Origin of the sequence: Enterobacter cloacae complex sp. P12RS, assembly GCF_014895875.1 — a bacterium.
Classification (GTDB): Bacteria; Pseudomonadota; Gammaproteobacteria; order Enterobacterales; family Enterobacteriaceae; genus Enterobacter; species Enterobacter bugandensis.
In genome coordinates this window covers 53,438-68,089 of the sequence record NZ_JADBQO010000018.1, presented here as the reverse complement: position 1 = coordinate 68,089, position 14,652 = coordinate 53,438, and the positions used below count along the sequence as shown (strand labels likewise).

General features: G+C 56.2%; 15 protein-coding genes. 3 read left to right on the top strand and 12 right to left on the bottom strand.

All coding sequences use genetic code 11. The features are described 5' to 3' along the window. Positions 1–10: 10 nt before the first annotated feature. The 4 genes from deoD to deoC form a co-directional block, all read right to left on the bottom strand. A complete protein-coding gene (gene deoD / locus IM284_RS12560; protein ID WP_003856538.1) occupies positions 11–730 on the bottom strand; it encodes a purine-nucleoside phosphorylase in 720 nt (239 codons plus the stop codon). Positions 731–855: 125 nt separating this feature from the next. Further along, on the bottom strand, positions 856–2,079 hold the full coding sequence (gene deoB, locus IM284_RS12555) for a phosphopentomutase (RefSeq protein WP_025912138.1): 1,224 nt from the start codon (positions 2,077–2,079) through the stop codon (positions 856–858). 53 nt (positions 2,080–2,132) lie between these two features. Next, positions 2,133–3,455, bottom strand: coding sequence for a thymidine phosphorylase (gene deoA / locus IM284_RS12550; protein WP_041911290.1), 1,323 nt, complete (start codon positions 3,453–3,455; stop codon positions 2,133–2,135). A gap of 103 nt (positions 3,456–3,558) precedes the next feature. Further along, positions 3,559–4,338 carry a deoxyribose-phosphate aldolase gene (deoC, locus tag IM284_RS12545; protein WP_032644972.1) on the bottom strand — a complete coding sequence of 260 codons (780 nt, stop codon included), beginning with the start codon at positions 4,336–4,338 and terminating at the stop codon, positions 3,559–3,561. Between the two features lie 262 nt (positions 4,339–4,600). On the opposite strand from deoC, the gene IM284_RS12540 reads away from it, so the two are divergent. Both IM284_RS12540 and IM284_RS12535 read left to right on the top strand, forming a co-directional pair. Next, entirely contained in the window at positions 4,601–6,136 is a 1,536-nt protein-coding gene (locus IM284_RS12540) for a YjjI family glycine radical enzyme (protein WP_047367291.1), read from the top strand. Next, a complete protein-coding gene (locus IM284_RS12535; RefSeq protein ID WP_047367290.1) occupies positions 6,111–6,971 on the top strand; it encodes a YjjW family glycine radical enzyme activase in 861 nt (286 codons plus the stop codon). The genes IM284_RS12540 and IM284_RS12535 overlap by 26 nt, the downstream gene beginning before the upstream one ends. Here IM284_RS12535 and IM284_RS12530 read toward each other — a convergent pair. The 8 genes from IM284_RS12530 to IM284_RS12495 form a co-directional block, all read right to left on the bottom strand. Continuing rightward, entirely contained in the window at positions 6,966–7,748 is a 783-nt protein-coding gene (locus IM284_RS12530; RefSeq protein WP_047367289.1) for a TatD family hydrolase, read from the bottom strand. The two genes, IM284_RS12535 and IM284_RS12530, sit on opposite strands and share 6 nt — an antisense overlap. Then, positions 7,745–8,797 carry a patatin family protein gene (locus IM284_RS12525; RefSeq protein WP_032644971.1) on the bottom strand — a complete coding sequence of 351 codons (1,053 nt, stop codon included), beginning with the start codon at positions 8,795–8,797 and terminating at the stop codon, positions 7,745–7,747. The genes IM284_RS12530 and IM284_RS12525 overlap by 4 nt, the downstream gene beginning before the upstream one ends. Positions 8,798–8,917: 120 nt before the next feature. Beyond that, positions 8,918–9,079 (bottom strand): DUF1328 domain-containing protein, encoded by a 162-nt coding sequence (locus tag IM284_RS12520; RefSeq protein WP_003856556.1) that lies wholly within the window; start codon positions 9,077–9,079, stop codon positions 8,918–8,920. A 127-nt stretch (positions 9,080–9,206) separates the two neighbouring features. Continuing rightward, complete coding sequence (gene osmY / locus IM284_RS12515; RefSeq protein WP_028015434.1) at positions 9,207–9,824, bottom strand: molecular chaperone OsmY; 618 nt, start codon at positions 9,822–9,824, stop codon at positions 9,207–9,209. Positions 9,825–10,124: 300 nt separating this feature from the next. Further along, positions 10,125–11,714 (bottom strand): peptide chain release factor 3, encoded by a 1,590-nt coding sequence (prfC, locus tag IM284_RS12510; protein ID WP_028015433.1) that lies wholly within the window; start codon positions 11,712–11,714, stop codon positions 10,125–10,127. A 91-nt stretch (positions 11,715–11,805) separates the two neighbouring features. After that, positions 11,806–12,483 carry a pyrimidine 5'-nucleotidase gene (yjjG, locus tag IM284_RS12505; protein ID WP_047367288.1) on the bottom strand — a complete coding sequence of 226 codons (678 nt, stop codon included), beginning with the start codon at positions 12,481–12,483 and terminating at the stop codon, positions 11,806–11,808. 19 nt (positions 12,484–12,502) lie between these two features. Next, the gene (gene rimI, locus IM284_RS12500; RefSeq protein ID WP_028015431.1) at positions 12,503–12,946 is read right to left on the bottom strand and encodes a ribosomal protein S18-alanine N-acetyltransferase; all 444 of its coding nucleotides are present in this window, start codon (positions 12,944–12,946) and stop codon (positions 12,503–12,505) included. Then, the gene (locus tag IM284_RS12495) at positions 12,915–13,328 is read right to left on the bottom strand and encodes a DNA polymerase III subunit psi (protein WP_047367287.1); all 414 of its coding nucleotides are present in this window, start codon (positions 13,326–13,328) and stop codon (positions 12,915–12,917) included. The genes rimI and IM284_RS12495 overlap by 32 nt, the downstream gene beginning before the upstream one ends. A 102-nt stretch (positions 13,329–13,430) precedes the next feature. Between IM284_RS12495 and rsmC the strand changes: the two genes are divergently transcribed. Further along, positions 13,431–14,459 (top strand): 16S rRNA (guanine(1207)-N(2))-methyltransferase RsmC, encoded by a 1,029-nt coding sequence (rsmC, locus tag IM284_RS12490; protein ID WP_047367286.1) that lies wholly within the window; start codon positions 13,431–13,433, stop codon positions 14,457–14,459. The last annotated feature ends 193 nt before the right edge of the window (positions 14,460–14,652 follow it).

Below are 14,652 nucleotides of genomic sequence, written 5' to 3'. Positions count from 1 at the left end.
ACAACAGCTCTTACTCTTTATCGCCCAGCAGAACGGATTCCAGCGCGATTTTGATCATGTCGTTGAAGGTGGTCTGACGCTCGGCAGCGGTGGTCTGCTCGTGGGTACGGATGTGGTCAGACACGGTGCAGATGGTCAGCGCTTTCGCACCAAACTCAGCCGCCACGCCGTAGATACCCGCCGCTTCCATTTCCACGCCCAGGATGCCGTATTTTTCCATCACATCGAACATGTCGCCTTCTGGCGAGTAGAACAGATCGGCAGAGAACAGGTTGCCCACGCGCGCGTCAACGCCCAGCGCTTTTGCCGCGTCAACCGCGTTACGCACCATGTCAAAGTCAGCGATTGCCGCAAAGTCATGATCCTTAAAGCGGATGCGGTTAACTTTAGAGTCGGTACATGCGCCCATGCCGATCACCACGTCACGCAGCTTAACGTCCATACGCACCGCACCGCAGGAGCCTACGCGGATGATTTTCTTCACGCCGAAATCGGTGATCAGCTCTTTGGTGTAGATGGAGCAGGACGGGATACCCATGCCGTGGCCCATAACGGAGATTTTGCGGCCTTTATAGGTACCGGTGAAGCCCAGCATGCCGCGAACGTTGTTCACTTCACGCACGTCTTCGAGGAAGGTTTCTGCAATGTGCTTCGCGCGCAGCGGGTCGCCCGGCATCAATACGACGTCAGCGAAATCACCCATTTCTGCATTAATGTGAGGAGTTGCCATCTTCAGTTCCTTTTACATTGTTGTTTTTGCCGGGTGGCGGCTACGCTTTACCCGGCCTACATTCTGTTCTCCCTCTCCCTGTGGGAGAGGGCCGGGGTGAGGGCATCAGGCCGCACCCAATCCGTTTAGAACATGGCCTTGCCATATTCCATGTCAGACGTACCAAAGTATTTCGCCAGGGTCTGGCCGATGTCCGCGAAGGTTTCACGGTGACCCAGCGAGCCCGGCTTCACTTTCGGGCCGTACACCAATACCGGAATGTGCTCACGGGTGTGGTCGGTACCGGTCCAGGTTGGGTCACAGCCGTGGTCTGCGGTCAGGATCAGAATATCATCTTCCCCCACCAGCTCCATCAGCTCCGGCAGACGGCGGTCAAACAGCTCCAGGCCCGCAGCATAACCGGCTACATCGCGACGGTGGCCCCAGGAGGAGTCGAAGTCCACGAAGTTGGTGAAGACAATGGTCTTATCGCCCGCTTCTTTCATCTCTTTGATAGTGGCATCGAACAGCGCATCCAGACCGGTCGCTTTTACTTTTTTGGTGATACCGCAGTTGGCGTAGATATCCGCTATTTTGCCCACGGACACCACGTGACCGCCCTTCTCGTCAACCAGCTTCTGCAGCACGGTAGGTGCCGGTGGCTCAACGGCCAGGTCATGACGGTTACCGGTACGCTGGAAGTTACCCGCTTTGTCGCCGATAAACGGACGTGCGATAACGCGGCCAATGTTGTAGCCGCCTTCGGTCAGCTCTTCACGGGCGATTTCGCACAGCTCGTAGAGTTTATCCAGGCCAAACGTCTCTTCGTGGCAGGCAATCTGGAACACGGAGTCAGCAGAGGTGTAGAAAATCGGCTTGCCGGTTTTCATGTGCTCTTCGCCGAGCTGATCCAGAATCACGGTGCCGGAAGAGTGGCAGTTACCGAGGTAGCCCGGCAGGTTGGCACGCTTCACCAGCTTATCGAGCAGCTCCTGCGGGAAGCTGTTCTCGTGATCGGAGAAGTAGCCCCAGTCAAACAGCACCGGCACACCGGCGATTTCCCAGTGACCGGAAGGGGTATCTTTCCCGGAAGAGAGCTCGTGCGCCCAGGCGTAGGCGCCCACCACTTCCGCGTTGCCGTCCATACCGGCTGCGATTTTACCGGTAGAGCCTTCATGCGCTTTTACCAGCCCGAGGCGGGTCAGGTTAGGTAGAGTCAGAGGGCCTTTACGACCGTTGTCCGCTTCGCCTTTTGCACAGGCTTCCGCGATGTGACCCATGGTATCGGAACCCACGTCACCAAAACGTTCTGCATCTTCGGTTGCGCCGATGCCGAATGAGTCCAGCACCATAATAAATGCACGTTTCATAATTGTTCTCCGTACTTAGTGCTTCATAAAAATGCGATCAGATCAGTATACCGCTATTCAGTGATACGACGATAGACCGTCGGTGTGGTTTCCGGTGCTTTATCGTCAAGAGATATTGCCGCTTTCACCGCTTTCGCCGCGTCCTGCCAGCTGGCTTCGTCTTTCGCGTGGATCACCGCCAGCGGACGTTGGCCGTCGACGCTGTCGCCCAGACGGGCCATGTCGGTAAAGCCGACGCTGTAATCAATGGTGTCCGATGCCTGACGACGACCACCGCCCATAGATACAACAGCCATGCCAAGCGCGCGGGTGTCCATGGCGGAGACAAAACCTTCGCCATCCGCATAAACAGCTTTGCTGAGCATCGCGGTCGGCAGGTATTTCGCGTAGTTTTCGACGAAATCGGTCGGGCCTTTCTGCGCCGCCACCATGCGGCCAAAGATCTCCGCCGCTTTGCCGTTGTCCAGCACCGCCTGCAGTTTCGCGCGGGCTTCCGCGTCGTCTTTGGCCAGCTTGCCGGAGATGAGCATCTCAACGCACAGCGCCATGGTGACATCGAACAGGCGCGGGTTACGGTATTCGCCTGTGAGGAACTGCACGGCTTCGCGGACTTCAACCGCGTTACCGGCGCTGGAGGCCAGCACCTGGTTCATGTCGGTCAGCAGCGCGGTGGTGCGCACGCCCGCGCCGTTGGAGACGCCAACGATCGCTTCGGCAAGCTGAGCAGAGAGTTCATAGGTCGGCATAAACGCGCCGCTGCCCACCTTCACGTCCATCACCAGCGCGTCCAGCCCTTCCGCCAGTTTTTTGGCGAGGATAGAGGCGGTGATCAGCGGGATGGAGTCTACGGTGGCGGTAATATCACGCGTCGCGTAAAAACGCTTGTCTGCCGGAGCAAGAGAGCTGGTCTGGCCGATAATCGCCACACCAACGTCTTTAATAATATCGCGGAAGCGATTGTCATCCGGGAAGATATCGAAGCCCGGAATGGCTTCCAGTTTGTCGAGCGTGCCGCCGGTGTGGCCCAGGCCGCGCCCGGAGATCATGGGAACGTAACCGCCGCAGGCTGCCACCATAGGGCCGAGCATCAGCGAAGTCACGTCGCCCACGCCGCCGGTGGAGTGTTTGTCCACAATCGGGCCGTTGAGGTTGAGGCTTTTCCAGTCCAGAACGGTTCCTGAATCTCGCATCGCCATGGTCAGCGACACGCGCTCAGGCATCGACATATCGTGGAAGAAAATGGTCATCGCCAGGGCCGCAATCTGCCCTTCTGAGACGGTGTTGTCACGAATGCCGTTGATGAAGAAGCGAATTTCTTCGTCGCTTAAAGCAAGACCATCACGTTTTTTACGAATAATTTCTTGTGCGAGAAACACGGTAACCTCCATGCGGAATCGGGTGAATGGCGGCGGGTACGCTTACCCGCCCTGCGATCCTGTAGGCCGGATAAGCGAAGCGCCATCCGGCATTGTCTGGCAATCAGTAGCTGCTTGCGCTTTTACCGTCGCCGTGACCCAGCGCCTTCAGCAGGCTTGCCAGCAGGCTGGACGCGCCGAAGCGGTAGTGGCGGGAGTCAGCCCACTCAGCGCCAAACAGTTCGTCGGCAATCGCCAGGAACTGCTGCGCGTCTTCCGCGGTACGTACGCCGCCCGCAGGTTTGAAGCCCACGGTTTTGGACACGCCCATATCGCGGATAACTTCCATCATGATGCGCGCGCTTTCCGGGGTCGCATTAACCGGCACTTTACCGGTAGAGGTTTTAATGAAATCCGCACCGGCTTTGATGGAGATTTCTGACGCCTTACGAATCAGGGCCTCTTCTTTCAGCTCACCGGTTTCGATGATCACTTTCAGCAGCACGTTTGCCGCCGCACACGCGTCTTTACAGGCTTTCACCAGGTCAAAACCGACCTGCTCGTTGCCGGCAATCAGCGCGCGGTACGGGAACACCACGTCAACTTCGTCTGCGCCGTAGGCAATTGCCGCGCGGGTTTCCGCCAGCGCAATCTCAATGTCGTCATTGCCGTGCGGGAAGTTAGTCACGGTTGCAATGCGCACGTCCGGCGTGCCCTGCTCTTTCAGCGTTTTGCGCGCAATCGGGATAAAGCGCGGGTAGATACAGACGGCGGCGGTGTTACCCACTGGCGTTTTTGCCTGATGGCACAGGGCGATGACTTTTTCATTGGTGTCGTCATCGTTCAGGGTGGTCAGGTCCATCAGCTTCAACGCGCGCAGGCTGCTTGCAGTTAAATCGGTCATAACATTCTCCAACGGCAGTGCCGTATAAATTTTACCTTGCGGGTCTGTGAGTATTCTAACATTCACCCGCATCCACACTTCGACATTCATCACAGTTAATGAAAACTGCGTACAAATTTGCATTACTGTAATGAGATCTTGTTCAAACTTTAGCGTGCAAATTGCTGACTAAAGCAGCGATACCCCTTGTTGGATCAAAAGCGCCGGCAGGCTGGCTTCCTACAATCCGTTCATCATCCGCAGAACATTCAAGGAAGCGAACATGCCCGACGCCCTGCAACAACGTTGCCAGCACATTGTGACAAGCCCGGTGTTAACCCCGGAGCAAAAACGTCATTTTCTGGCGCTGGAAGCGGAAAATTATCTGCCCTACCCGATGCTATCTCCGGCCGCCCGCGCCGCGCTGGACGAGGGGTTTATCTGCGACATGTACGAAGGTCATGCCCCCTACAAACCGCGTTACGTGCTGCCGGATTATGAAAAATTCCTGGCTAACGGTTCGGAATGGCTGGAGCTGGAAGGCGCGAAAGATCTTGATGACGCCCTCTCTCTGTTAACTATTCTCTATCACCATGTTCCTTCAGTGACATCAATGCCGGTCTATCTGGGGCAGCTTGATGCACTACTGAACCCGTATGTTAGAATTCTAACACAAGAAGAAATCGATAGCCGAATAAAACGTTTCTGGCGCTATCTCGACAGAACGCTGCCCGATGCGTTTATGCACGCCAACATCGGGCCCGCCGACGGCCCTGTCACCCGTGCCATTCTGCGTGCAGATGCTGAACTGAAGCAGGTTGCGCCCAATCTGACCTTTATCTACGATCCTGAGATCACCCCAGACGATTTACTGCTTGAGGTGGCAAAAAACATTTGTGAATGCAGCAAACCGCATATTTCAAACGGCCCGGTGAATGATAAAATTTTCACAAAAGGCCGTTTTGGCGTGGTGAGCTGTTACAACTCTCTGCCGCTGGCGGGCGGTGGCAGCACCCTGGTGCGCCTTAACCTCAAGACAATCGCCGAACACAGCACATCCATTGACGACTTCTTCACCCGCACGCTACCGCACTACTGCCAGCAGCAAATCGCCATCATCGATGCGCGCTGCGATTTTCTGTACGGGCAATCCGGCTTCTTTGAGAATAGCTTCCTGGTGAAAGAGGGGCTGATTGATGCCGATCGGTTTGTGCCGATGTTTGGCATGTACGGTCTTGCCGAAGCGGTGAACGTACTGTGTGAGAAAGCAGGCATGGCGGGGCGTTACGGGAAAGACGAGCAGGCCAACGCGCTGGGTTATCGCATCAGCGAACAGCTTGCGGCGTTTGTTGAAAATACGCCGCTGAAGCACGGCTGGAAGCATCGCGCGATGCTGCACGCCCAGTCAGGCATCAGCTCCGATTCGGGCACCACGCCGGGGGCGCGTCTGCCGTACGGTGACGAGCCGGATCCTGTCAGTCATCTGCTGGCCGTAGCGCCGCACCATAAACACTATCATTCCGGGATCAGCGATATTTTAACGCTGGATGAGACGGTAAAACGCAATCCGCAGGCGGTGGTTCAGCTTTGCCTGGGGGCGTTCAGGGCCGGTATGCGTGAGTTCACCGCGAATGTGGCCGGTAACGATCTGGTACGCGTGACCGGCTATATGGTTCGCTTGTCGGATCTGGAGAAATACCGGGAAGCGGGTTCAAGAACGAACACCACGTGGCTGGGGGAAGAGGCCGCACGCAATACCCGTATTCTGGAACGTCAGCCGCGCGTGATAAGCCATGAACAGCAGATGCGCTTTAGTTAGTCAGGTCATCCCCTTCTCCTGCGTGGACGGGCCGGGCAGCCGCCTGGCGCTGTTCCTGCAGGGCTGTAACCTGCGCTGCAAAACCTGCCACAACCCGTGGACCATCGGGCGCTGCAACGACTGCGGGGACTGCGTGCCCCACTGCCCGCACGACGCGCTGACCATTCAGGCCGGACGCGTCTGGTGGCAGGAGAGTCACTGCCAGCAGTGCGACACCTGCCTGCGCCTGTGCCAGCAGCAGGCCACGCCCATGGCGCACCGCCTGAGCGTCGACGAGATCCTCGTTCAGGTCCGTAAATCCGCGCCCTTTATCGAAGGGATCACCGTGAGCGGCGGCGAAGCCACAACCCAACTGCCGTTTTTGATCGCCCTGTTTACCGCGATCAAAACCGATCCTGAGCTACATCATTTAACCTGCCTGGTAGACAGCAACGGTCTGCTAAGCGAAACCGGCTGGCAAAAACTGCTGCCGGTGCTGGATGGCGCAATGCTGGATCTCAAAGCGTGGGGGAATGAACATCACCGCTTCCTGACCGGACGCGAAAACCCGCAGATTAAGGAGAGCATTCGTTGGCTGGCAGACCGTCACCGTTTGACGGAGCTCCGCTTGCTGGTCATCCCGGAACAGTGTGATTATCTGGAACATATCAAACCGTTGATCGCGTTCATCCTCGAGCTGGGGAATGTTCCGGTGCGTATTAACGCGTTTCATGCACACGGGGTCTACGGCGAGGCGGCGTCATGGCGCAGCGCCACGCAGGAGGATATTGAACCGCTGGCGTGGGCGCTGGAAAAACAGAAGATAACGGTGATTCGTCCGGCGCTTTATCTATAGCGTGATACCAAAAACCGCACGGGTATTTTCGAGCAGCGCGCTGGCAATGACCTCTTCAGGTTCCTGACGCAGTTCACACAGCACGTCAAACACCCGCGCCGCCTGTTCCGGGCGATTCGGCTGCCCCTGAAAACCATTCAGCGGCATATCGGGGGCATCCGTTTCCAGTAACAGCGCAGAGAGAGGCAGCTGCGCCATTACGTCACGGGTTTTACTGGCGCGCGGATAGGTGATGGTGCCACCGACGCCAATTTTATAGCCTAGTTCAATAAAACGCTGCGCCTGCTGCAGGCTGCCGGAAAAACCATGCACTACGCCTCTTCGCGGCAGGTCGATGCGCTTCAGGTGCATCGCCAGTTTGTCATGAGTGCGTCGGGAGTGGAGGATCACCGGCAGATCGTGACGCTTTGCCAGCCGAAGCTGCGCGTCCAGGATCGTCTGCTGGCGTTCAAACTGCGGATCTTCGCGATAGAGATCGAGGCCGATCTCGCCGATGGCGACAAGTTTCTCTCCTGCACGTTGCAGCACCCGATCCAGCTCTTCAAGATGCTCATCACGATGGCGCTCAATCACAATCGGATGCAGGCCGAGCGCGGCATAAAGCGCGGAGTGTCGCGCGGAAAGATCCAGCACGCGGGTAAAATAGGCCGCTTCAACCGACGGCACAATGATGGCCTGCACGCCGGCTTCGGCAGCTTTCGCAATGCTTTGCGCTTCATTCCCCGTAAACGGCGGGAAATCAAAATGGCAGTGGGTATCAACAAAGCGGTGCGTCACGCCAGATCCTCGTTATCCAGTAAAGCGTCATTCGCCTGCGGAATGTCCACCAGCGGCATGGTCAGGGCGTCATTGGCGACAATTGCAGGTGGCGTAATAATGCGTTTATGGCGATGCAGAGGCGGTTGCTCGGCCAGCATTTTCCCGACGGTCGCCAGGAAGTAACGCCCGCACAGCCGCCCCGTTTTGTAATCCATACGCAACGCAGGCAACCGGCTGCCCAACGCCATACTCAGCAGCGGCTTAGGCGGATAAATTTCAAAGATGCGCAGCTTGCCCGGGGGTTTTTCAATAAAGCGCTGCATCGCGCCGTAGGTGGTTTCATGCTGCTTCGCGATGTTCACCAGCGGCTGCAGGCTGCTGTCGCCCAGCCAGCGCTCCATCCGCTTAAACCACTGGGGGGTGTAATACATTTGCGACGGAACGGTACGGATCACCACGATAGTTTTCGCCCCGCGTCGCGCGGCTTCCTGCACCGGCACCGCGTCACTGATGCCGCCGTCCAGATAGCTGATGCCATCCAGCAGCGCGCCGGTACGATAAAAACCGGGAATGGCGCTGGAGGCGCGGATGATGTCGAGCCAGTTCTCCTTCTGCGGTGAGAAATAGCCCGGCGAATAGTCATCCCCCCGGCTGGCGCACATCCAGAATTCTTTGCCGCTATCAAACAGGCGGGCAGCGGTATCCATGGCCAGCGGCATCTGGCTGGAGGTCGACTCCAGCAGCCAGTCGAGATCGATCAGGTTGCCGCCGCGCACGAAGCGCACCGGGTTAAAAAATTCTTTCGCCGTGGTGAAGCGCATGATCACTTTTCGCGCGTAGCCGGGCTGGTTACAGACATAGGCAGAGAGATTCTGCGCCCCGGCGGACGTGCCGAAGTAGAGGTCAAACGGGTTGAACTGCGCGCGCATAAATTCATCCAGCACGCCAGCGGTGAAAATGCCGCGCTGTCCTCCCCCCTCGCAGACCAGTGCGAGTTGACCCGCACTAAACGGTTTTAACGTCAGCGGCGCAATATTGCCGAGCGTAACGGGAATTCGTTGCCCCACCTCTGTTTTCCTGTTTTGATTATTTTATCACTCCACAGTAACGCACCCGACCTGTAACGCAAATAAGAAAAAGCCAGTCGCAGTGACTGGCTTTATTTTGTTGAAGGAATATTGCGTTTGCTACGGACGTCTACGACCCGTAAACAGGCTGACCAGGAACAGAATAATACCGACGACGAAGACAATTTTAGCTGCCCATGCCGCTGTACCTGCCAGACCACCAAAGCCCAATGCGGCGGCAATTAACGCGATAACCAGAAATATAATGCCCCAACGAAACATAAGCTTCTCCTTTACCATAGTTAATGTCGGCCGCTAAACGTGAGCGCTCAGGTCACTCACCGGCGTTTTTCCAGAGTCGTTCTTATTTCGCCCGCAGGGTTAAGCCTTACGGGCGAATGGTCCAGATTTACTTCGTTTTCAGATCGTTTTTAACGCTTTTAACACCATCAATGGCTTTCGCAATTGACTCGGCGCGTTCACTTTGCGCCTGTGAATCAACCGTACCGGAAAGCTGAACCACGCCATCGGTGGTTTCCACTTTCACCTTACGAGACGGCACGATGTCATCTGCTAACAGTTTAGCTTTGATTTCGCTGGTAGTAGCGGCATCACCGGCATAACCTTTCACCGAGGCGTTTTTACCGTCGCGAACGTGCAGTTTATCGCTCACGGATGCGACACCTTCGACACCCTTCGCCACCTTCACTGCCTGTTCGGCCTGGGCCTGGCTTTCAACAAAGCCACTCAGGGTAACGACCTTTTTGTCGGTCTTAACGGAAATATCGGTGCTCTTGATGGCTTCATCATCCACCAGTGCGGCTTTCACTTTTGCTGTGATAGAGCTGTCGTCCATGAAATTACCGACTTTATTCATAGAGCTATCGATTTTTTGCCCTGCGGTGTCGGCCGTGGACTGTGCTTTATCCATGGTGCTGCTTTCCGCCAGGGCGGAACCGCTAACCAGAACGCTACCCAGTGTTACAGCCAGCAGAGTTTTAGAAATCTTCAGTCTTGTCATATTCATCGATGTATTCCTGTGTTTTACCCGTTATTCGGGCTAAATACTTCCTTAGTAGTTTTATATATCGCGAATAAACACACGGGTGAAATGGAGAACCAATCGACATGCATTGAACAGTTAATTCATCCATGCCCGGTGCTAAACACTGAGTTAAATATAGATCACTCTCACAATGCCGCTTTCAGAATTGCGTAAAAAACGCGCGAATAGCGTGAATTTGCGGTGAATTAAGAACATTCCGCAAGGGACTAATAAGACAGGAATAAAAGATGAGCACGGCGATTGCCGTGCTCCGGGAGGGGATTAGTGTTCGCGCGTTTTGCGGAACTGAACGTCTGGATAACGTTCCTGCGTCAGGTTCAGGTTGACCATCGTTGGCGCGATATAGGTCAGGTTGTCGCCGCCATCGAGCGCCAGCTGAATTTCGTTCTTACGCTTAAATTCTTCGAATTTCTTCACGTCAGAACACTCAACCCAGCGCGCGGTCGCCACGTTGACCGATTCGTAAATCGCTTCCACGTTGTACTCGCTCTTCAGGCGCGCAACCACCACGTCGAACTGCAGCACGCCGACCGCGCCAACAATCAGATCGTTGTTGGCGATTGGACGGAACACCTGCACGGCGCCCTCTTCAGAGAGCTGAACAAGGCCTTTCAGCAGCTGTTTCTGCTTCAGCGGATCGCGCAGACGAATTCGACGGAACAGCTCCGGTGCGAAGTTCGGAATACCCGTGAACTTCATCATCTCGCCCTGGGTGAAGGTATCGCCGATCTGGATCGTACCGTGGTTGTGCAGACCGATGATGTCGCCCGGATACGCCTCTTCAACGTGCGAACGGTCGCCCGCCATAAAGGTCAGCGCGTCGGAAATCACGACATCTTTACCGATGCGCACCTGGCGCAGCTTCATGCCCTTCTCATACTTACCGGACACCACGCGCATGAAGGCCACGCGGTCGCGGTGTTTCGGGTCCATGTTGGCCTGAATTTTAAAGACGAAGCCGGTGAACTTCTCTTCCTTCGCTTCCACTTCGCGGGTGTCGGTTTTACGCGGCATCGGCTGAGGTGCCCACTCCACCAGACCGTCCAGCATGTGATCAACGCCGAAGTTACCCAGCGCGGTACCGAAGAAGACCGGGGTAATTTCGCCGCTCAGGAACAGTTCTTTGTCGAACTCGTGAGACGCACCCTTCACCAGCTCCAGCTCGTCGCGCAGCTGCGCGGCCAGCTCTTCGCCAACGGCGGCATCGAGATCCGGGTTGTCCAGACCTTTCACAATGCGCACTTCCTGAATGGTGTGGCCTTTACCGGTCTGATACAGGTAAGTTTCGTCTTTATAGAGGTGATAAACCCCTTTGAACAACTTACCGCAGCCAATTGGCCAGGTGATTGGCGCACAGGCGATCTTCAGCTCGTTTTCCACTTCATCCATCAGCTCCATCGGATCGCGGATGTCACGGTCGAGTTTGTTCATAAAGGTGAGGATCGGCGTATCGCGCAGACGGGTAACTTCCATCAGCTTGCGGGTACGATCTTCTACACCCTTCGCGGCGTCGATCACCATCAGACAGCAGTCCACCGCCGTCAGGGTACGGTAAGTATCTTCGGAGAAGTCTTCGTGCCCCGGGGTGTCCAGCAGGTTCACCAGGCAGTCGTGATACGGGAACTGCATCACGGAGGTGGTAATCGAAATACCACGCTGCTTTTCCATCTCCATCCAGTCAGATTTTGCATGCTGGCTGGAGCCACGGCCTTTAACGGTACCCGCAGTCTGGATCGCCTGTCCGAACAGCAACACCTTCTCGGTGATGGTCGTTTTACCGGCATCCGGGTGCGAGATAATGGCAAAAGTACGGCGCTTGGCCACCTCTTGCAGATAAGGAGACAACGTCATAATTAAATCTTCTTTTATAAGCGCGGCAGCACGCCACGCATCATGGAATACAAAATTGCGGCTATTTTACCCATCAACGGGGGGCAGGCAATCATTGTTTACACAGGAGTTGCTCCAGTTCGGTCAATGACGTGACGGTCCAGGTTGGCTCGATGCCTTCAGGCTTCACGCGGCCATGCGCATTCAGCCAGACGGTCGACAAACCTGACTTCATACCGCCAAGAATATCAGACTCTGCGGTATCACCCACCATTAGCACGCTATCGCGGTCGGGATTACCGGCCTGCGCCAGCGCATAATCGAAAATTCGCGGATCCGGTTTCGGCACACCAACCTCTTCGGAGATCACCAGCGCATCGAAATGATCGCGCAGGCCGGTGCGCTCAAGGCGGATCTGCTGCAGGGCGGTAAAACCGTTGGTGATGATCCCCAGTTTCACCTTGCCTTTCAACGCATTCAGCAGGGAAACCGCGCCCGGCAGGGGCGCACAGATATCGGCCATGGCGTTAAGGAAAGCCTCGTTCAGCGTCCCCGGACTGACCTTTAAGCGCTCCGCCCAGACGTCAAATCGCTGGTGCTGAAGTTGTAACGCAGTGATGGCACCGTTCTGGTAATCCACCCACAGCGGCTTATTCACCGCCTGATAGTCCTGAAAATCTTCGGCGGTGAAGGTCACGCTATAGTCGAGAAACATCCGCTGTAGGCCGCCGAACGAGTCAAACGTAAACAGCGTTTCGTCGGCATCAAAGAAAATCCAGTCCCATTTCATCGTTACAACCTTATATTCGTTATCCAATTGGCAGAGCCATGATAATGGCGTCTTCACGTCCCTCTGCGGTGGGGTAGTAGTTACGTCGGACTGTCGCCTCGTTAAAGCCTAAGCTTTCATAGAGCGCGATGGCGGCGACATTCGACGCGCGCACCTCCAGCCACAGGGTGAAAACGTCGCGGGTTTCGAGCTCACGAATGAGATGCTCAAGCAGTTCTCTGCCCAGCCCACGGCGCTGAAACGCCGGGTCGACGGCGATGTTAAACAGCGTCGCCTCGTCAAGAACCACCTGCGTGATGGCAAACGCGGCCAGAGTGCCGTCAACGTCCAGACGGTAGTTCAGATAGCGCTCGCCCTGATTGCTGGCAAACGTTTTTTCGCTCCACGGAAAAGCGTGGGCGCGTGTTTCAATCGCGAACGCTGCGGTCAGGTCAGGCGTCGTGAGGGAAGAAATCGTGTTCATATTCGCAGATTTGTTGCCATAGCGCGCTGCGCGCCTTTGGATTGGCTTTCAGCTCGTCCAGCACTGGTGAGCTGATTTGGCTCCCCTGAAGAGAGATGTCGTTTGTCTCTCCGATGCGCCAGCTGTTACAGCGGCTATCAGAAGGAAGCATGGCAACCCGTTCCGGCGTCAGCTGTAAGACCTGGTCGGGCGTCAGCTTCAGGCTGCGAAGGACATCACCGATCAGGGGCTCATTCAGGGCAGGCAGTTCTTCCGCCACCATCACCAACCGAACGTGCGCGGGGATGGAGATGGCGATTTCGCCCTGCAACGCCGTCGGGCGACGCAAAGCCCACTGGGTGATGCCCAGCTGCTGCAACTGCCAGTCTCGTCGGGATGTCATAGGGATAACTCCTGTCTCTCAGGCGCGCAAATATAGCAAATGTGTCGAAAGTGCGCCATCTACCTACTATAATCCCCGCCTGAGTTTATTGAGGAACAATTCATGTCTGCATTTACCCCGGCAAGTGAAGTCTTGCTGCGTCACAGTGATGATTTCGAAGAAAGCCGTATTCTGTTTGCCGGAGATATGCAGGATGACCTGCCCGCGCGTTTCGACTGTGCTGAAAGCCGTGCCCACACCCAATACTACCACCACTGGCAGGTGCTGAGCCGCCAGATGGGCGAGCGCGCACGCTTCAGCCTGGTGGCGGAGCAGAGCGATATTGCCGACTGCGATACGCTGATCTACTACTGGCCGAAGAACAAGCCGGAAGCCCAGTTCCAGCTGATGAACCTGCTCTCCCTGCTGCCGGTTGGCTGCGATATTTTCGTGGTCGGTGAAAACCGCAGCGGTGTCCGTAGCGCCGAGCAGATGCTGGAAGCCTACGCGCCGCTGACCAAAGTTGACAGCGCACGTCGCTGCGGTCTGTATCATGGCCGTCTGGAAAAACAGACAACGTTTGATGCGCAGGCATACTGGGACGAGTACCAGCTTGACGGTCTGACCATCAAAACCCTGCCGGGTGTCTTCAGCCGTGACGCGCTGGATACGGGCAGCAAGCTGCTGCTCTCCACCCTGACACCGCACACCAAAGGCAAAGTGCTGGACGTGGGCTGCGGCGCGGGCGTGCTTTCAACGGTGCTTGCCAGCCATTCACCAAAAGTGCGTTTAACCCTGTGTGACGTGAGCGCCCCGGCGGTAGAAGCCAGCCGCGCAACGCTTGCGGCCAACGGCATTGAAGGCGATGTGATTGCCAGCAACGTCTTCTCTGACGTCACCGGCCGCTTTGACATGATCATCTCTAACCCGCCGTTCCACGACGGGATGGAAACCAGCCTCGAAGCTGCGCAAACCCTGATCCGTGGCGCGACTCGTCACCTCAACAGCGGCGGCGAGCTGCGCATCGTGGCGAACGCCTTCCTGGCGTACCCGAAAGTGCTGGACGAAACCTTCGGCTTCCACGAAGTGATCGCCCAGACGGGCCGCTTTAAGGTCTACCGCACCGTGATGACGCGTCAGGCAAAGAAATAATTCGCCATACAATGCAGGCCGGATAAGCGCCAGCGCCATCCGGCAAGCAGGCGTCGCAATTCCGTCCATTTTTGCAGCAATCAATAAAAGGCGCGCACTTTTCTGTTGACGTAAAGCTGAAAACATCTAGAATGCGCCTCCGTGGTTACGATACTTTTACAGTATCGATGGTATGCGAAGGTGGCGGAATTGG